Source organism: Micromonospora sp. WMMD730, assembly GCF_049178955.1.
GTDB lineage: Bacteria > Actinomycetota > Actinomycetes > Mycobacteriales > Micromonosporaceae > Micromonospora > Micromonospora wenchangensis.
Map to the genome: position 1 here is coordinate 4,720,985 of NZ_JBMHML010000002.1, position 18,567 is coordinate 4,739,551.

Consider the following 18,567-nt stretch of genomic DNA (forward strand, 5'->3'; position numbering starts at 1 on the left):
GGGTGGGACGGCCGGGTCAGACGCCGGCGCCCGGTTCGCCGGCCAGCACGGCGTCCCCGCCGAGCAGGGCGTGCGCGGGCAGCGGGAGCCGGGTGCCGTGGGCGGCCTCCCAGTCGTGCACGAGGCTGGGGCGCACGTGGGCGGCGAAGTAGTCGACGGCGCTGGTCTGCCCGACGACCGGCTCGTCCACCTCGGCGACGAGCTGCGCGGGCACCAGCGAGAAACCGTTGCGCAGGGCGGCGCTGAGCCGGCGGTGACCGTCGACGACGAAGAAGTACTCGCCGGTGAACCCGATCCGCAGCGGGGCGAGGGCCCCGTCGCCGGCCGCCGCCAGCTCCCCGACGAGCCCGGACCCGTCGAGCCCGCGCAGGGTGGCGACGTCCTCGGTCGGGTAGACCCGGGCCGGGTCCAGCAGCAGCAACGGCGGGGCGTCACGCAGCACGTCGGCGGCGAGGCGGCCCTCGTACGCGTCGATGATGTGCGTGATGACCTCCTCGGCGGAGGCCCGGGTGGTGTCGCAGACCAGGTCGTAGTTGCGCAGCCGGGCCTTGTCGACGCCGTAGCGGAGGATGAACCGGTTACGCTCGCTGTCGCTGCGTTCGCGCAGCCTGGCCTCGGCCTCGGCCAGCGAGGTGTAGCTCTCGGCCGGCCCGGAGGGGCGTAGCAGCACGCGCCGGGCCGCCTCGGCCGGCTCGGTGATCATGTGCACCTTGAGCGCGTGGGTGAAGAAGTGCCAGGCCAGCCGGGAGTCCATCACCAGCGATTCGCCGGAGGCGGCGATGTCGCGCTGGAGCTGGTCGACGTAGCCGTCGACGGCCTGGTCCAGCTCGGCGTGCAGGTTGAGCTGGAGCGCGGTCATCTGGCGTTCCTGGGCCATCTGCCGGTAGAGGTCACCGACGCTGACCCGGCGCAGGCCCAGCCGCTTGGCGATCTCGACGGAGACGGTGCTCTTGCCGCTGCCGAGGTCACCGTTGAAGACGATCGACTGACGAACGGTCACGACTGGTCCACCCCTGCTCACCGGCTGATTGAGATCATCGATTTGGCGTCGACCCGACGCGTTCCCGCCTTCGTCGCGCCATTCGTGCGCCCGGGCATGAGGGGCGATGCTATCACGCGTACGCCCGCAGCCCGGCGGACCCGGGGTGCGACGGCGGGCTGGCCGGACCCCCGACGGAACTGAGCGACGACTCAGAACAGGGCGAGCGGATCGACCTGGAGGCGAACCGGTTCGGCGGCCCGTCGGGCGCTGCGGACCCCGGCGGCGGTGTGCAGCGCCCCGGCCAGCGCGGCGGCCCGGGACCGGGGCACCCGGACCAGCATCCGCTCCCGGTCCTCGTCGGCGGGGACCGGGCCGAGCACCTCCGCCCCGTCCGGCAGCCGGGCCTGCGCGAGCAGGTCGGCCACCGCCTCCGCTCCCCCGGTGACGCTTGCCATCTTCACCGCCGGTGGGAAGCCCAGCTCGCGCCGCTCGGCCAACTCCCGCGCGGCGAACCAGCCCGGGTCCCAGCGCAGCAACGCCTGCACCGGGGCCAGCGCCCCGTCGGCGACCACCACCACCTTGCCACCGGCCGGGGCGGGACGGGCCAACGCCGCCGCGGACAGCCACCGCCGGAGCGCCTCCTCGCCGGCCCGCAGGTCGGCCCGGGTGAGCAGCGCCCAGGAGTCGAGCAGCAGAACCGCGCCGTACCCCCCGTCGGCCACCGGCTCGGCACCCGGGGTGGCGATGACCAGCGCCGCGCCGCCCGGCACGGTGGTGAGCACCTCGTCGCGACCCGAGGTGCGCACCGGCACCCCGGGGAACGCCCGGCCCAGCTCCTCGGCGGTCCGGCGGGCCCCGGTGACGGCCGCCCGCAGCCGTCGCCCGCCGCACTGCGGGCAGGCGTACGCGGCGGTGACCCGGCCACACCAGCGGCAGGCCGGCGGGGCGTCGGCGGCGCGCAGCGCCAACGGGCCGGCGCAGTGCGGGCAGCGGGCCGGGGTCCGGCAGTCCGCGCAGGAGACCGAGGGCAGGTAACCCCGGCGGGGCACCTGGACCAGCACCGGCGCGTCCGCACGCAGGGTGTCCCGGGCGGTGGTCCAGGCCAGGCTGGGCAGCCGGGCCGTCGCCGCGCCCGGATCACGGGCCAGTTGCGGGTCGTCCCCGGTCGGGGCGACCGCCGGGGTACGCGCCCGCAGGGTCGCCCGGTCCGCCACCACCTCGCGGGCCCAGCCGGTCTCCACCAGCAGTTGCCCCTCGGCGGTCCGGGTCCAGCCGCCGACCAGCGCGGCGGCGTCGGCGAGCCGGGCCCGGGTGAGCAGCACCTCCCGCGCGTGCGGGTAGGGGGCCCGGGGCTCGGCGTGCAGGTCGTCCCCGTCGTCCCAGATCGCCACCAGGCCGAGCCGGTCGACCGGGGCGAACATGGCGGCCCGGGTGCCGATCACCACCGGCACGTCGCCCCGCCGGGCGGCCAGGAAGGCCCGGTAGCGGCGGGCGGGGCCGAGCGCGGCGGAGAGGGTCACGTGCCGTCCGGGGCCGAGCAGGGTGGTCAGCGCCGCGTCGAGACGGTCGAGGTCCCGGGCGTCGGCGACCACCACGACCGCCCCCCGCCCACCGGCGAGGGTGGCGGCGACCGCGTCGGCGTAGCGGGCCGCCCAGTCCTCCCCGGCCAGCGCCGACCAGACCGCCCGGGGGGCCCGCCCGTCGGCGAGCGCCGTCAGGAACGCCGGGCCGGCGGGATAGTCCCGCCAGCCACGCGGGTCGACCCCGACCGCGTCGCGCGGGGCGGAACCGGCCGCACCGGGCGGGGCGGCCCTGTCGGCACCGCGCGGGTCGACCCCGCCAGCGCCATGCGGGGCGGGGCCGTCTCCGGCGGGCGGGGCGGAAAGATCCACGGCGGACGGGGTCGGCCCGTCGTCGCCCGGGTCGGTGCCGGCACGGGCGGGGTCGGCACCGGCGGAGTCGGCACGGGCGGGGTCGACCCGCGCAGGGTCGGCACGGGGTTCCTTCTCGACCCGGGCGTGCCGGGGCGGGACGGCCAGCCGGAGCACGTCGGCGAGGTTGCCGGCGTACCGGTCGGCGACCGCGCGGGCCAGCCGGGCCACCTCGGGGGCCAGCACCGGCTCCGGTGAGACCACCTTCTCCAGGTAGGCCAGCCGGCCGTCGTGCGCGGAGCTGTCGACCCGCTCCAGCAGCCACCCGTCGACCAGTTGACCGGCGAAGCGGACCTTGACCCGCACCCCGGGGACCGCGTCGTCGGCCAGCCCGGCGGGGACCAGGTAGTCGAAGGGACGGTCGAGGTGCGGCAGCGCGACGTCGACGCAAACCCGAGCGACCGGCGACCCGTCAGCGGGTCGCCGGTCGCTGGGCGTGGTGCCGGTCAGGCGCCCGCTACCGACTTCAGGTCGGCGGCCCGGTCGGTGTTCTCCCAGGTCAGCTCCGGCAGCTCCCGGCCGAAGTGCCCGTAGGCCGCGGTCTGCCGGTAGATCGGACGCAACAGATCCAGATCCCGGATGATCGCAGCCGGCCGCAGGTCGAACACCTCACCCACAGCCCGCTCGATCCGCTCCACCGGCACGTTCTCCGTGCCGAAGGTCTCAATGAACAGGCTCACCGGGTGGGCCTTGCCGATCGCGTACGCCACCTGCGCCTCACACCGCTCCGCGAGACCGGCGGCGACCACGTTCTTCGCCACCCACCGCATCGCATACGCCGCCGAACGGTCGACCTTCGACGGATCCTTACCCGAGAACGCACCACCACCGTGCCGGGCATACCCACCGTACGTGTCCACGATGATCTTCCGACCGGTCAGACCGGCATCACCCATCGGACCACCGATCTCGAACCGACCCGTCGGATTCACCAACAGCCGGTAGTCATCGGTGTCCAGACCCAGACTCTCCAACTCCGGGGCGATGACATGATCCCGCACATCCGGGGTCAGCAACGAGTCCAGGGAGATGTCCGCGGCGTGCTGGCTGGACACCACAACAGTGTTCAGCCGTACCGGACGCAACCCCTCGTACTCGATGGTCACCTGCGTCTTACCGTCAGGCCGCAGGTACGGAATCGTGCCGTCCTTCCGCACCGCCGACAACCGCTGAGCCAGCCGATGCGCCAACGCGATCGGCAACGGCATCAACTCGGGCGTCTCAGAACAGGCAAAACCGAACATCATGCCCTGGTCGCCGGCACCCTGCGCGTCCAACGCGCTCTCCGACGCACCCGTCCGCAACTCGAAGGCATTGTCGACACCCTGCGCGATGTCCGGCGACTGCGCACCGATGGAAACACTCACACCACAGGAAGCACCGTCGAAACCCTTCTTCGACGAGTCGTAACCGATACCCAGGATCGTCTCCCGGACGATCGTCGGGATGTCGGCGTACGCCTTGGTGGTCACCTCGCCGGCGACGTGGACCTGACCGGTGGTGATCAGGGTCTCGACCGCCACCCGACTGTGCGGATCCTGAGTCAGCAGGGCATCGAGGATCCCGTCACTGATCTGGTCGGCGATCTTGTCCGGGTGGCCTTCCGTGACCGATTCGGACGTGAAGAGGCGGCGTGTCACGGCACTCCTAAGCTCTTTAGATAATCGTTCCGCAGCAGTCTAGTCACCCTCGCGTACCGCTCACGACCGGGCGAGGCGGCATCCACCGTTCAGGAACGGGCGGGCCACCGATCGCGTACGAGGTCCCAGACCCGGTCGGCCAGATCCTCCTTGGCCTGCTCGGGCAGGCGGTGCACGCTGCCGTCGGCACCGATGACGGTGGCCGCGTTGGTTTCGGCGCCGAAGACCTTGTCGACGCCGACCTCGTTGACGACGACGAGGTCAGCGCGTTTGCGGGCGAGTTTGGCCCGGCCGTTGGCCTCGGCGTCGCCGGTCTCGGCGGCGAACACCACCAGCACCTGCTCCGGTCGACGGCGACGGCCCAGCTCGGCGGCGATGTCCGGGTTGGTGACCAGCGCGATGGTCGGCGCGCTGCCGTCGTCCGACTTCTTGATCTTTCCGGTCGCGTAGGTCGCCGGCCGGAAGTCCGACGGTGCCGCCGCCATCACCACCGCGTCGGCGTCGGCGGCGGCAGCCAGGGTCGCGGTGCGCAGTTCCTCGGTGGTACCCACCCGGACCAGGTCGACCCCGGCGGGGTCGGGCAGCGAGACGTTGGCGGCGATCAGCGTGACCCGGGCGCCCCGGGCGACGGCGGCCCGGGCGAACGCGTAGCCCTGCTTGCCGGAGGACCGGTTGCCGAGGAAACGGACCGGATCGAGGGGTTCGCGGGTGCCGCCGGCGGTGACCACCAGGTGCCGGCCGGCCAGATCGGCGGGGGCGTCGATGCCCCGGGCGAGGGCCCGGCGGGCGACGGCGAAGATCTCGGCCGGGTCGGGTAGCCGACCCTTGCCGCTGTCGGCGCCGGTGAGCCGGCCGACGGCGGGCTCGATCACCCGTACCCCCCGGGAGCGCAGGGTGGCCACGTTGGCGACGGTGGCGGGGTGCTCCCACATCTCGGTGTGCATCGCCGGGGCGAGCACCACCGGACAGCGGGCGGTGAGCAGGGTGTTGGTGAGCAGGTCGTCGGCGAGGCCGTGGGCGGCCCGGGCGAGCAGGTCCGCCGTGGCCGGCGCGACGACCACCAGGTCGGCCTGCTGGCCGAGCCGCACGTGGGGCACCTCGTGCACCGCGGACCAGACGTCGTCGGCGACCGGCTGGCCGGACAGCGCCGCCCAGGTCGGCGCCCCGACGAAGCGGAGCGCCGACGCGGTCGGCACGACCCGGACCCGGTGGCCCGACTCCATGAACAGCCGCAGCAGCTCGCACGCCTTGTAGGCGGCGATGCCACCGCCGACTCCGAGCACGATCTCGGCGGACATCGGGGGTACGGGGGTTACGGCTGGTCGGTCGGCTCGGCGGTGAGCAGGCCCGCGTTGATCTCGCGCATCGCGATGGAGAGCGGCTTCTCCTGCGGGGTGGTCTCCACGAGCGGGCCGACGTACTCGAGCAGGCCCTCGCCGAGCTGGCTGTAGTAGGCGTTGACCTGACGCGCCCGCTTGGCGGCGAAGATCACCAGCGCGTACTTCGAGGTGGTCTTCTCGAGCAGCTCGTCGATCGGCGGGTTGGTGATGCCCTCGGGGTTGGCGATGGATCCCACGAAATACCTCTGCCTCTGAAGTGGCTGGTCGCTCGGCCGCGCTGGGCGGCCGGTCGCCCGACCACGATTATGCGGTCGGACGGGAGCCAGATTAGGACGAACCGAGCAAGCCTACCAGCTCAGCGGCGGCGCGCTCGGTGTGGTCGTGGTGGACGGCGCGCGCGGCGAGGGCCGCCAGGGCCGGGTCCGGGCGGTGTCCCGGCGGCAGCAGCAGCACCAGCCTGCTCTGCGGCAGGGCCGCGCGGACGACCAGCGCCCCGGGCGGGTCCAGCGGCAAAAGCACCGGCCGGCCCCGCGTCAGGCACTCGGTCAGCGGGGCGCGCGGCGTGCCCCGGCGGTACGGCCCGGCCCGGGACCACTCCAGCAGCTCGCCCGCGGCGATCATCCGGTCGAACTCGGCCGGCTCCCGGAAGAGCCGGTCGACGCCGTCGGACTCGCCGGTGCGAGGTGCCCGGGTGGTCACCGGGACCGGCACCCACACGGCGGGAGAACGCGCCCGGACCGCCTCGACCACACCGCCCCGGCCGGCACCCGAAGGTCCGGTCAGGACGGTGAGCCGTGCCGCCGGGCACGCCTCCTCATCCGTGCTCACCGCTTGTTTGTACCTGCTGCGGCGGTCAGTTGGCGGCGAACTCTCCAAGCAGCGCCTTGCGCTGCTGCTCGCCCAGGCCACGCAGGCGGCGGCTGTCGGCGATCTTGAGCTTCTCCATGATCTGGGTGGCCCGGATCTTGCCGATACCCGGCATCGCCTGCAGCACGGCCGACACCTTGAGCTTGCCGACGACGTCGTCGGACTCGGCTCGCGCAAGGACGGCGGCCAGGGTGGTCTTGCCCTGCTTGAGCTGCTCCTTCAGCTCAGCACGGGCCTTGCGGATCTCCGCGGCCTTTTCCAGCGCGGCAGCGCGCTGCTCGGGGGTCAGTGACGGGAGCGGCACCAGTTCTCCTCAGGTCCCTATCGCGACGGGCGGAACGCACCGCCGCTCTGTGAAACGTGGTGTCGCTGGCAACCAAAGGGGTCCGTGGTTCCCAGCGCGGGGAAAACTAGCGTTCGACGGAGTTTTCGGCAACGTGGACGCGCGATGATCAACGTAAAGTGACCGAGCCGTCAGTCAGTGTCCGGAAGCCAGAATGCGCCGGCAGTCGGCCGCCACCCGGGCCGCCGCGGCCCGCAACGCGTCGGCGTCCGGACCCGCGTTGAGCACCTCCCGGGAGTACGACGGCAACACTGCGGACAGGTTCGGACCGAACACGGTGGGTAGATCGGCGGCCGTCGCACCCTGCGCTCCGAGGCCCGGAGCGAGCAGTGGGCCATTGACCCGGGACAGGTCGTGACCGGTGGCGCCGATGGTCGCGCCGACCACCAATCCGAAGCTGCCCAGCGGCTCGGCACCCCTGTTGAGCTGGGAAATCTCATCGATAACAAGCTGTGCGACGGTACGCCCACCGGAGGTGACGGCACGCTGCACCTCCGCCCCCTCGGGGTTCGAGGTGAGCGCTAACACGAAGACCCCGCCACCGTGCGCGGCGGCCGTCTCGAACATCGGGGCCAGCGAACCTACTCCCAGGTAGGGGCTCGCCGTGAGCGCGTCGACATACATCGGGCTGGATGGATCAAGGTACGCGGAGGCGTACGCGGCGACCGTCGAACCGATGTCGCCACGCTTGGCGTCGAGAAGAACGAGCGCGCCAACATCACGTAACTGTCGGATAGTTGACTCAAGAATCGCCACCCCGCGGCTCCCGAATCGCTCGAAGAAGGCCGACTGAGGCTTGAACACCGCAACCCGGTCACCGAGCGCTTCCGCGACGGTCCGGACGAACCGTTCCAGACCGTCGACGTCGTCCTCAAGGCCCCATCGGGCCAGCAGACCCGGATGCGGATCGATGCCCACACAGAGCGGCCCGCGTTCGGCCACCGCCCGGTGCAGACGGGTTCCGAAGGTCTCCATCCGTTACTCCCTCTCGTCTCGCGCTTCCCTGCCACGGGGCGACGTTCGCCGCCCCGGTTGCGCCCCCGGTGCTCAGCCGGCCGCCACGGCGGCGGCGATCCCGGCCGCGATCCGGGCCACGTCGTCGTCCCCGGTCACGTACGGCGGCATCGTGTACACCAGGTCCCGGAAGGGACGCAGCCACACGCCCCGCTCCACCGCGGCGGCCGTCGCCGCCGCCAGGTCCACCTCGTGGTCGAGCTGCACCACACCGATCGCGCCCAGCACCCGGACGTCCGCCACCCCCGGCGCGCCCCGCAACGGCTCCAGACCGGCCCGTAGCCCCGCACCCACCCGCGCCACCCCGGCCGCCCAGTCGCCGGCCCGCAGCAGCCCCAGGGAGGCGTTGGCGACGGCACAGGCCAACGGGTTGCCCATGAACGTCGGCCCGTGGGCCAGCACCCCGTCGGCGGAGATGCCCCGGGCCACCTCCGGCGTGCACAACGCCGCCGCCAGGGTGAGGTAGCCGCCGGTGAGCGCCTTGCCCACGCAGAGCACGTCCGGGGTCACCCCGGCGTGCCCGGCGGCGAACATCGACCCGGTCCGGCCGAACCCGGTGGCGATCTCGTCGAAGATCAGCAGCACCCCGTGCGCCCGGGTCACCTCGCGCAGCACCCGCAGGTACCCGGGATGGTGGAACCGCATCCCGCCGGCCCCCTGCACCACCGGCTCGACGATCACCGCCGCCAACTCGTCGGCGTGCCGGGCGACCGCGTCGGTCAACGCCGTCACGTACGCCGGGTCGGGCGGGTCGGCGAAGCCACCGGGCGGCACCGGCGCGAAGACCTGCCGGGGCAGCACGTCACCCCAGAGGTGGTGCATGCCGCCCTCCGGGTCGCAGACGCTCATCGGGTGGAACGTGTCGCCGTGGTAACCGCCCCGCCAGGTGCCCAGCCGACGACGCCGCGGCCGACCGGTGGCCCGCTGGTACTGCAGGCACATCTTGATCGCCACCTCGACCGACACCGAACCCGAGTCGGCCAGGAAGACGTGTTCCAGGCCGTCCGGGGCCAACTCGACGAGCGTCTCGGCCAACCGGACCGCCGGCTCGTGGGTGAGCCCGCCGAACATCACGTGACTCATCCGGCCGAGCTGGTCGGTGACGGCCGCGTCCAGCACCGGATGCCGGTACCCGTGGATCGCCGCCCACCACGACGACATCCCGTCGACCAGTTCCCGGCCGTCGGCCAACCGCAGCCGGACACCCTGCGCGCTGTGCACCACGTACGGCGGGTGGGCCGGCGGCAGCGCCGCGTACGGGTGCCAGACGCGAGCCCGGTCGACGGTCAGGATCTCCTCGGGCGTCACGCGTGCTCCTCCGTACCCTCGTCGGTGGCGGCGCCGGGGCGGACGGGCGCTCCGGACGGGCACGACCGGAACCCCGGACGCGCCCGCCGGCTCACCGGCCGCTCACCGCCCGGTCACCCGCCGGAACCCCGACCGGAACCCGGGCGGCGGCCCGCACCAGGGCCGGCCCCCGGTAGATGAACCCGGTGTAGAGCTGGACCAGGCTGGCCCCCGCGTCGAACATCCGGGCCGCGTCGTCCGGGTCGAGGATCCCGCCGACCCCGATCACCGGGAGCCGCCCCCCGGTCTCCCGGTGCACGAACGCGACCATCTCCCGGGCCCGCCCGGTCAGCGGACGGCCGGACAGGCCCCCGGTCTCCACGCCCCGGTCCCGGTCGGCGGGGGCGAGCCCGTCGCGGGCCAGCGTGGTGTTGGTGGCGATCACGCCGGCCGCACCCCGGGCCAGGCACACCTCCAGCAGCTCCGCCACGGCCGGCTCGGTGAGGTCCGGGGCGATCTTCACCAGCACCGGCTTCTCCCCCACCAGGGCGGCCAGCAGGGCGTCCAGGTGCGCCTTGTCCTGCAACGAGCGCAGCCCCGGGGTGTTCGGCGAGGAGACGTTGACCGCGAAGTAGTCGCCGTAACCGCGCAACGCCCGGTACGAGGTGAGGTAGTCCTCGACCGCGTCCTCCAGCGGGGTCACCTTGGACTTGCCCAGCGAGATGCCCAGCGGCACCCCCAGCGGGCGGGGCGCGGCGGCCAGCCGGTCGGCCAGGGCCTGCGCCCCGGCGTTGTTGAAGCCCATCCGGTTGATCACGGCCGCGCTGTCGGGCAGCCGGAACAGCCGGGGGCGGGGGTTGCCCGGCTGGGCGTGCGCGGTGACCGTGCCCACCTCGACGAAGCCGAACCCGAGCGCCGGCCAGGCCGGCAGGGCCACCCCGTTCTTGTCCATCCCCGCCGCCAGGCCCACCGGGTTGGGGAACTCCACCCCGAACACCGTCCGGGGCGCCCGGTGCAGGTTGCGGGCCCGCAGCAGCGCCAGCGCCGCCGGTCGCCGGGACAGGGTCGCCAACCGGCGCAGCGTCCAGTCGTGCGCCGCCTCCGCGTCGCCGCCGCCGATCCGGAACAGCGCCCGCCGTACACCCCGCTCGAACATCATGTTCCCTCCCGGCCGACGCCCTCGAGCGGGGGGTGCGGGGTGAGCGGGGGGTGGGGGTCGGGGGTCACTGGGCGGCCCGGAGGGCGGCGTGGAGCTCCTGCAGGGGGCGCACCCGCATGTCGCCCCGGATGCGGGCCTCGATGCCCATCACCGCCGCCGCCACCCCCGGCACGGTGGTGATGCACGGGATGTCGGCCGTGACGGCGGCGCTGCGGATCTCGTAGCCGTCCGAGCGGGCGCTCGCGCCCGAACCCTGCGGGGTGTTCACCACCAGGGCCACGTCGCCGGCGAGGATCATCGACACCGCGTCCGCGCCCTCACCGCTCTGGTAGTGCTTGCGGATCTGCTCACAGGCGATGCCGTGCCGGCGCAGCAGCTCGGCGGTACCCGTGGTGGCGACGATCTCGAAGCCCAGGTCGGCCAACCGCTTGATCGGGAAGATCATGGCCCGCTTGTCCCGGTTGGCCACCGAGACGAAGATCCTCCCGGTGGTCGGCAGCGAGCCGTACGCGGCGGACTGGCTCTTGGCGAACGCGTGCCCGAAGCTGGTGTCGATGCCCATCACCTCGCCGGTGGACTTCATCTCCGGGCCGAGCAGCGAGTCGACGCCCTTGCCGGTCGGGGTGCGGAACCGCTTGAACGGCAGCACCGCCTCCTTCACCGCGATCGGGGCGTCCGGCGGCAGCTCGCCGCCGTCGCCGGTCGCCGGAAGCAGCCCCTCGGCGCGCAGCTCGGCGATGGTCCCGCCGAGCGCGATCCGGGCCGCCGCCTTGGCCAGCGGCACGGCGGTGGCCTTCGACACGAACGGGACCGTCCGGGACGCCCGCGGGTTCGCCTCCAGCACGTAGAGCATGTCGTCCTTGAGGGCGTACTGGACGTTGAGCAGCCCACGCACCCCCACGCCCCGGGCGATCGCCTCGGTGTAGCGGCGCACCTCGCTCAGGTGCGAGCCGGCCAGCGTGATCGGCGGCAGCGCGCACGACGAGTCGCCAGAGTGGATGCCGGCCTCCTCGATGTGCTCCATCACCCCACCGAGGTAGACCTCGCCGTCGGCGTCGCAGAGCGCGTCGACGTCGATCTCGATGGCGTCGTCGAGGAACCGGTCGACCAGCACCGGGTGGTCCGGGGAGATGTCGGTGGCCCGGCCGATGTAGTCGCGCAGCGTGGCGTCGTCGTAGACGATCTCCATGCCCCGCCCGCCGAGCACGTACGACGGGCGCACCAGCACCGGGTAGCCGATCTCGTCGGCGATCGCCTTCGCCTCGTCGTACGAGGTGGCCATGCCGTGTGCCGGGGCGCGCAGGCCGGCCCGGGCCAGCACCAGGCCGAACGCGCCGCGCTCCTCGGCCAGGTGGATCGACTCCGGGGAGGTGCCCACCACCGGCACCCCGGCGTCCTTGAGCCGCTGCGCCAGCCCCAGCGGGGTCTGCCCGCCGAGCTGAACGATCACCCCGACCACGCCGGGGCCGCCGGCCGCCCGGCCGGACGAGTCCTCGGCGTGCCAGACCTCCAGCACGTCCTCGAAGGTCAACGGCTCGAAGTAGAGCCGGTCGGCGGTGTCGTAGTCGGTGGAGACCGTCTCCGGGTTGCAGTTGACCATCACGGTCTCGTAGCCGACGGAACCGGCCGCGTCCGCCGCGACGGCGCCCGCCGTACCGCGCGGGGCGGTCCGCAGCGCCTGGACGGCGTGCACGCAGGAGTAGTCGAACTCGATGCCCTGGCCGATCCGGTTAGGCCCGGACCCCAGGATCAGCACCTTGGGCCGGTCCGACGCGGCGACCTCGGTCTCCTCGTCGTACGTGGAGTAGTGGTACGGGGTGGTCGCCTCGAACTCGGCGGCGCAGGTGTCCACCGTCTTGTAGACCGGCCGCACGTCGAGCCGGTGCCGCAGGGTGCGTACCCCGTCCTCGGCGGCCAGCTCCGGGCGCAGCGCGGCGAGCTGCCGGTCGGACAGCCCGGCCCGCTTGGCCCGGCGCAACAGCCCGGCGTCGAGCACCGGGGCGGCCACGATCTCGGCCCGCAGCTCGACCAGACCGGCGATCTGGTCCAGGAACCACGGGTCGATCCCGCAGGAGGCCGCCGAGACCTCGGCGACCGACGCGCCCAGCCGCAGCGCCCGCTCGACGGTGTAGAGCCGGCCGTCGTGCGGCATCCCCAGCGCGGCGAGGGTGTTCTCCCGCGTCGCGCCCTGCGGGTCCGGGGTGGTCCAGAAACCCGACGACTTGGTTTCCATCGACCGCATCGCCTTGTTGAGCGCCTCGGTGAAGTTCCGGCCCAGGCTCATCGCCTCGCCTACCGACTTCATCGTGGTGGTCAGCTCCGGGTCCGCGCCCGGGAACTTCTCGAACGCGAACCGGGGGATCTTCACCACCACGTAGTCCAGCGTCGGCTCGAACGCGGCGGGCGTCTTCAACGTGATGTCGTTGGGGATCTCGTCGAGGGTGTAGCCGATGGCCAACTTCGCGGCGATCTTGGCGATCGGGAAGCCGGTGGCCTTCGACGCCAGCGCCGACGACCGGGACACCCGGGGGTTCATCTCGATCACCACGATCCGGCCGTCGGCCGGGTTCACCGCGAACTGGATGTTGCAGCCGCCGGTGTCCACCCCGACCTCGCGCAGCACCGCGATGCCCAGGTCACGCAGGTTCTGGTACTCCCGGTCGGTGAGCGTCATCGCCGGGGCGACCGTGACGCTGTCGCCGGTGTGCACGCCCATCGGGTCGACGTTCTCGATCGAGCAGACCACCACCACGTTGTCGTGCCGGTCGCGCATCAGTTCGAGCTCGTACTCCTTCCAACCGAGCACGCTCTCCTCGATGAGCACCTCGTGCACCGGGCTGGCGGCCAGGCCGGCCCCGGCGATGCGGTCCAGGTCCTCGTCGGTGTGCGCCATGCCCGAACCCAGGCCACCCATGGTGAACGACGGCCGGATCACCACCGGCAGGCCCAGCTCGGCGACCGTCTCGCGGACCTCGTCCATCGAGTGGCAGACCCGCGAGCGGGGCACCAGCGCGTCCGGGTCGGGCAGCCCCAGCCGGACGCCGGCCTTGGCGACGATCTCCTTGAACAGCTGGCGGTCCTCACCCCGGTTGATCGCCTCGATGTTCGCGCCGATCAGCTCGACGCCGTACTTGTCGAGCACCCCGGCCGCGTGCAGGGCAACCGCCGTGTTCAACGCGGTCTGCCCGCCCAGGGTGGGCAGCAGGGCGTCGGGCCGCTCCTTGGCGATGACCAGCTCGACGAACTCCGGGGTGATCGGCTCGACGTAGGTGGCGTCGGCGAACTCCGGGTCGGTCATGATGGTCGCCGGATTGGAGTTGACCAGGCTGACCCGGATCCCCTCGCTGCGCAGCACCCGGCAGGCCTGGGTGCCGGAGTAGTCGAACTCGCAGGCCTGTCCGATCACGATCGGCCCGGAGCCGATCACCAGGATGTGCTTGAGATCGTCGCGCTTAGGCATTCGTGCGCCCCTCGCTGTGGTTCCGGCCCGCGCCGGGCTGCCCGTCGGGGCCACGGCCCTCGATCAGCTCGGCGAAACGGTCGAAGAGGTAGTCGGCGTCGTGCGGGCCGGCTGCCGCCTCCGGGTGGTACTGGACGGTGAAGGCGGGCACGTCCACGGCCCGCAGCCCCTCGACGACGTTGTCGTTGAGGCAGACGTGCGACACCTGCACGCCACCGAACTCGGTCTCGATGACCTGGTCGGGGACGACCGCACCGGCCGGCCCGTCGCCGCGGCCCGGCCAGGCCACCGCGAAGCCGTGGTTGTGGCTGGTCACCTCGACCTTGCCGGTGGCCCGGTCGAGCACCGGCTGGTTGATGCCCCGGTGGCCGTAGCCGAGCTTGTAGGTGCCGAAGCCGAGCGCCCGGCCGAGGATCTGACTGCCGAAGCAGATGCCGAACAGCGGAATCCGCCGGCTCAGCACCTCCCGGGCCAGCGCCACCGGCCCGTCGGCGGTGGCCGGGTCACCCGGGCCGGGCGAGAAGAAGACCGCGTCCGCGCCGGTGGCCAGCAGGTCGTCGATGGTGGAGCCGGCGGGCAGCACGTGGGTGGTGACCCCCCGGGCGGCCAGCCGCCGCGGCACGTTGCGCTTGATGCCCAGGTCCAGCGCGGCGACGGTGTACCGGTGCTCACCCTCCGCCTCGACCACGTACGGCGCGGCGGTGCTCACCTCGGCGGACAGGTCCGCGCCGACCATCTGCGGGGACTGCCGGACCCGCTCCAGCAGGGCACGCGGGTCGTCCTCGACGCTGGAGATGCCGACCCGCATCGCGCCCCGTTCCCGCAGGTGCCGGGTGAGCGCCCGGGTGTCCACCCCGGCGATGCCCACCACGCCCTCCACACCGAGCCGGTCCTCCAGCCCGCCGGTGGCCCGCCAGTTGGAGCCGATCCGGGCCGGGTCACGGACCACGTACCCGGCGACCCAGATCCGGTCGGACTCGTCGTCCTCGCCGTTGACCCCGGTGTTGCCGATGTGCGGGGCGGTCTGCACCACCACCTGCCGGTGGTAGGACGGGTCGGTCAGGGTCTCCTGGTAGCCGGTCATCCCGGTGTTGAAGACCGCCTCGCCGAAGGTCTCCCCGACACTGCCGTACGACTCACCGTGGAAGGTGCGCCCGTCCTCCAGCACGAGGATCGCGGACCTACGTTTCACCATGCTGCGTCTCCTCCGATCCGGACTGCGGGACTCCGCTTCGCTACGTTCCTCGCTCGGATCATGCGTCCCCTCCGATCCGGACTGCGGGACTCCGCTTCGCTACGTTCCTCGCTCGGATCATGCGTCCCCTCCGATCCGGACTGCGGGACTCCGCTTCGCTACGTTCCTCGCTCGGATCATGCGTCCCCTCCGATCCGGACTGCGGGACTCCGCTTCGCTACGTTCCTCGCTCGGATCACTTGACAGCCTTTCCGTCCAGGACCGTCGGCTCGCCGCGCAGGAAGGTCGCCACGATGCGACCCGGCAGCGTCATGCGGGCGTACGGGGTGTTGCGACTGCGGCTGGCCAGCTCCGCGGGCTCGACCACCCGGCGGGCGGCCGGGTCGACCAGGGTCAGGTTCGCCGGCACCCCGGGCGCCGGGTCGAGGCCGTGGTCGTCGAGGCCGGCGATCCGGGCCGGGGTCCGGGACATCCGGTCGGCGATCAGGTCCCACCGGGGGCCGAGCACGTCGAGGGCGATGGACAGCGCCGTCTCCAGGCCGAGCATGCCCGGCCTGGCGTACGCCCACTCGCACTCCTTGTCCTCCACGGCGTGCGGGGCGTGGTCGGTGGCGACGACGTCGATGACGCCCTCGGCGAGCGCGGCGCGCAGCGCGGCGACGTCGGTGCCGGTGCGCAGCGGCGGGTTGACCTTGAACACCGGGTCGTAGCTGGCCGTCGGGCTCCAGTCGGCCCCGAGCGCGGGGCTGGCCAGGGTGCCGCGCCCGGCCACCACCTCGTCGGTGAGCAGCAGGTGGTGCGGGGTGACCTCGGCGGTGACCCGTACCCCGCGCGCCTTGGCCTGGCGCAGCACCTCGACGCTGCCGGCGGTCGAGACGTGGCAGACGTGCAGCCGGCTGCCGACGTGCTCGGCGAGCAGCACGTCCCGGGCGATGATCGCCTCCTCGGCGACGGCCGGCCAGCCGGTCAGCCCGAGCCGGGTGGAGACCTCACCCTCGTGCATCTGCGCGCCCTCGGTGAGCCGGGGCTCCTCGGCGTGCTGGGCGATGATCCCGTCGAACGCCTTGACGTACTCCAGGGCCCGGCGCATCAGCTTCGGGTCGGCGACGCAGTGCCCGTCGTCGGAGAAGATCCGTACCCGGGCCGGCGAGTCGGCCATCGCACCCAGCTCGGCCAGCCGCTCGCCGGCCAGGCCGACGGTGACCGCGCCGATCGGCTGCACGTCGACCAGCCCGGCCTGCCGGCCGAGCCGCCACACCTGCTCGACGACGCCGGCGGTGTCGGCGACCGGCGAGGTGTTCGCCATCGCGCAGACCGCGGTGTAGCCGCCGAGCGCCGCCGCCCGGGAGCCGGACTCCACGGTCTCGGCGTCCTCCCGGCCGGGTTCGCGCAGGTGGGTGTGCAGGTCGACCAGGCCGGGCAGGGCGACCAGCCCGGTGCCGTCGACGACGGCGGCGTCCGGCGCGTCCAGCCCGGTGCCGGTCTCGGCCACGACGCCGTCGCGGATCAGCAGGTCGGTCGGCGCGCCGCCGACGACGCTCACGTTCTTGATCAGGTACGCGGTCACCGGTTGTTCCCTCCGAGCAGCAGGTAGAGCACGGCCATCCGCACGGAGACCCCGTTGGCGACCTGTTCGACGATGGTGGAGCGGGGCGAGTCGGCGACCTCGGGGGTGATCTCCATCCCCCGGTTCATCGGCCCGGGGTGCATGACGATCGCGTGCTCGGGCAGCCGGCGCAGGCGCGGGCCGTCCAGCCCGTAGCGGCGGGCGTACTCGCGGGCCGAGGGGAAGTAGGAGTCGTTCATCCGTTCCCGCTGCACCCGCAGCATCATCACCACGTCCACCCCGGGCAGCACCGCGTCGAGGTCGTAGCAGACGTCGGTGCCGGGGTCGGCGTCGGTCGCCACGGATCCGACGCCGGCGCGGGCGGCCCAGTCGACCGGGATCAGCGTCGGGGGGCCGACCAGGGTGACCTTGGCGCCGAGGGTGCTCAGCAGCAGCACGTTGGAGCGGGCCACCCGGGAGTGCAGCACGTCGCCGACGATCGCCACGTGCAGGCCGGCGAGCCGGCCCAGCCGGGCCCGCATGGTGTACGCGTCGAGCAGTGCCTGGGTCGGGTGCTCGTGCGTGCCGTCACCGGCGTTGACCACCGAGCCGTCCACCCAGTTGGCCAGCCGGTGCGGGGCCCCGGAGGCGGGGTGCCGGACGACCACCGCGTCGGCCCCCATCGCCTGGAGGGTCAGCGCGGTGTCCTTCAGGCTCTCGCCCTTGGTGACGCTGGAACCCTTGGCGGAAAAGTTGATCACGTCGGCGCTGAGCCGCTTGGCGGCGGCCTCGAACGAGATCCGGGTCCGGGTGGAGTCCTCGTAGAAGAGGTTCACCACCGTCCGGCCGCGCAGCGCCGGCAGCTTCTTGACCTCCCGGCCGGCGACCGTGGCCATCTCGGCGGCGGTGTCGAGGATCTCGGTGGCGGTGCCGGCGTCCAGGTCGCCCCCGGAGAGCAGGTGTCTGATCATGAGCGGGGCCGCCTCTCGTTCGGGCCTGCCGGGTGGCGTCGGGTCGCGGTCACCGGGTCCCCCCGCAGAGCCGGACCTCGTCGGCGCCGTCGGTCTCGACGAGGGTGACCTTGACGCTCTCGGCGAGCGCGGTCGGGATGTTCTTGCCGACGTAGTCGGCGCGGATCGGCAGCTCCCGGTGGCCCCGGTCGACCAGCACGGCGAGCTGCACCGAGGCGGGCCGGCCGACGTCGTTGAGGGCGTCGAGGGCGGCCCGGACGGTACGGCCGGAGAAGAGCACGTCGTCGACGAGGACGACCCGCTTGCCGTCGATGCCGCCGGGGGGAAGCTGGGTCGGGCCGACCGCGCGGGTGGCGTGCCGGCGCAGGTCGTCGCGGTAGAGGGTGATGTCGAGCACCCCGACCGGGACGTCGACGTCCTCGAAGGTGCTGATCCGGGCGGCGAGCCGCCGGGCCAGCGGGGCGCCCCGGGTGGGGATGCCCAGCAGGACGGTGTCGGCGGCGCCCTGGGTCTTCTCCAGGATCTGGTGGGCGATCCGGTCGACGACGCGCTGGACGTCGGCGCTGGCGAGGATCACCTTCACCGAGGGTTGCCGCTCGGGCGACGGGTCGGCAGCCGGTGGGCAGGCCACGGCGGACCTCCTTCCCCGCCTCACGGGACGGGTCGTTAAAGGATGTCGGGGGTGTCCGGTCGGGTCGTGGGGGCCCGACCGGGGCTGGCGGCCACGTTACCAGCGGTCACCTGGCCGTTCGCCGCGACCCACTGATCCCCGGATCAGGACGGTGAAATGCGGACAACTCACCCGCTATCTCCGATGGGAATGTCACGAGCA

The 18,567-nt window shown here is 73.0% G+C and carries 14 protein-coding genes and 1 pseudogene; all 15 read right to left on the reverse strand.

Annotation, left to right across the window (positions count from 1 at the left end):
- Positions 1 to 16: 16 nt before the first annotated feature.
- The gene (locus ACN265_RS20275; RefSeq protein ID WP_204927578.1) at positions 17 to 1,000 is read right to left on the reverse strand and encodes an AAA family ATPase; all 984 of its coding nucleotides are present in this window, start codon (positions 998 to 1,000) and stop codon (positions 17 to 19) included.
- Positions 1,001 to 1,191: 191 nt separating this feature from the next.
- The gene (locus ACN265_RS20280) at positions 1,192 to 3,288 is read right to left on the reverse strand and encodes a primosomal protein N' (RefSeq protein WP_421411549.1); all 2,097 of its coding nucleotides are present in this window, start codon (positions 3,286 to 3,288) and stop codon (positions 1,192 to 1,194) included.
- A 71-nt stretch (positions 3,289 to 3,359) separates the two neighbouring features.
- Entirely contained in the window at positions 3,360 to 4,553 is a 1,194-nt protein-coding gene (metK, locus tag ACN265_RS20285; protein ID WP_421408964.1) for a methionine adenosyltransferase, read from the reverse strand.
- A gap of 89 nt (positions 4,554 to 4,642) precedes the next feature.
- Positions 4,643 to 5,851 carry a bifunctional phosphopantothenoylcysteine decarboxylase/phosphopantothenate--cysteine ligase CoaBC gene (gene coaBC, locus ACN265_RS20290; protein ID WP_421408965.1) on the reverse strand — a complete coding sequence of 403 codons (1,209 nt, stop codon included), beginning with the start codon at positions 5,849 to 5,851 and terminating at the stop codon, positions 4,643 to 4,645.
- A 14-nt stretch (positions 5,852 to 5,865) separates the two neighbouring features.
- Positions 5,866 to 6,129, reverse strand: a complete 264-nt coding sequence (gene rpoZ / locus ACN265_RS20295; RefSeq protein WP_007075826.1) for a DNA-directed RNA polymerase subunit omega — start codon at positions 6,127 to 6,129, stop codon at positions 5,866 to 5,868.
- Between the two features lie 60 nt (positions 6,130 to 6,189).
- Positions 6,190 to 6,721: pseudogene (locus ACN265_RS20300) on the reverse strand (guanylate kinase); the annotation flags it as partial.
- Between the two features lie 25 nt (positions 6,722 to 6,746).
- On the reverse strand, positions 6,747 to 7,064 hold the full coding sequence (gene mihF / locus ACN265_RS20305; protein ID WP_067309448.1) for an integration host factor, actinobacterial type: 318 nt from the start codon (positions 7,062 to 7,064) through the stop codon (positions 6,747 to 6,749).
- Positions 7,065 to 7,238: 174 nt separating this feature from the next.
- Complete coding sequence (gene pyrF / locus ACN265_RS20310; RefSeq protein ID WP_204927582.1) at positions 7,239 to 8,078, reverse strand: orotidine-5'-phosphate decarboxylase; 840 nt, start codon at positions 8,076 to 8,078, stop codon at positions 7,239 to 7,241.
- 72 nt (positions 8,079 to 8,150) lie between these two features.
- Positions 8,151 to 9,425, reverse strand: a complete 1,275-nt coding sequence (locus tag ACN265_RS20315; protein WP_421408966.1) for an adenosylmethionine--8-amino-7-oxononanoate transaminase — start codon at positions 9,423 to 9,425, stop codon at positions 8,151 to 8,153.
- A gap of 91 nt (positions 9,426 to 9,516) precedes the next feature.
- Positions 9,517 to 10,563, reverse strand: coding sequence for a quinone-dependent dihydroorotate dehydrogenase (locus tag ACN265_RS20320; protein WP_421408967.1), 1,047 nt, complete (start codon positions 10,561 to 10,563; stop codon positions 9,517 to 9,519).
- A 64-nt stretch (positions 10,564 to 10,627) separates the two neighbouring features.
- Positions 10,628 to 14,023 carry a carbamoyl-phosphate synthase large subunit gene (gene carB, locus ACN265_RS20325; RefSeq protein ID WP_421408968.1) on the reverse strand — a complete coding sequence of 1,132 codons (3,396 nt, stop codon included), beginning with the start codon at positions 14,021 to 14,023 and terminating at the stop codon, positions 10,628 to 10,630.
- Positions 14,016 to 15,215: a glutamine-hydrolyzing carbamoyl-phosphate synthase small subunit gene (gene carA, locus ACN265_RS20330; RefSeq protein WP_307826365.1), complete on the reverse strand. Its 1,200-nt coding sequence runs from the start codon at positions 15,213 to 15,215 to the stop codon at positions 14,016 to 14,018. The genes carB and carA overlap by 8 nt, the downstream gene beginning before the upstream one ends.
- A 238-nt stretch (positions 15,216 to 15,453) precedes the next feature.
- The gene (locus ACN265_RS20335; RefSeq protein WP_420119543.1) at positions 15,454 to 16,785 is read right to left on the reverse strand and encodes a dihydroorotase; all 1,332 of its coding nucleotides are present in this window, start codon (positions 16,783 to 16,785) and stop codon (positions 15,454 to 15,456) included.
- On the reverse strand, positions 16,782 to 17,735 hold the full coding sequence (locus tag ACN265_RS20340; RefSeq protein ID WP_204927588.1) for an aspartate carbamoyltransferase catalytic subunit: 954 nt from the start codon (positions 17,733 to 17,735) through the stop codon (positions 16,782 to 16,784). Before ACN265_RS20340 ends, ACN265_RS20335 begins: the two co-directional genes overlap by 4 nt.
- Positions 17,736 to 17,784: 49 nt before the next feature.
- A complete protein-coding gene (pyrR, locus tag ACN265_RS20345) occupies positions 17,785 to 18,366 on the reverse strand; it encodes a bifunctional pyr operon transcriptional regulator/uracil phosphoribosyltransferase PyrR (protein WP_145918925.1) in 582 nt (193 codons plus the stop codon).
- Positions 18,367 to 18,567 lie beyond the last annotated feature (201 nt).

Coding starts and splice junctions, on each gene's coding strand:
- coaBC (WP_421408965.1), bottom strand. CDS start 5,851: ATGTCCGCCGAGATCGTGCTCGGAGTCGGCGGTGGCATCGCCGCCTAC.
- pyrF (WP_204927582.1), bottom strand. CDS start 8,078: ATGGAGACCTTCGGAACCCGTCTGCACCGGGCGGTGGCCGAACGCGGG.
- ACN265_RS20320 (WP_421408967.1), bottom strand. CDS start 10,563: ATGATGTTCGAGCGGGGTGTACGGCGGGCGCTGTTCCGGATCGGCGGC.
- carB (WP_421408968.1), bottom strand. CDS start 14,023: ATGCCTAAGCGCGACGATCTCAAGCACATCCTGGTGATCGGCTCCGGG.
- ACN265_RS20340 (WP_204927588.1), bottom strand. CDS start 17,735: ATGATCAGACACCTGCTCTCCGGGGGCGACCTGGACGCCGGCACCGCC.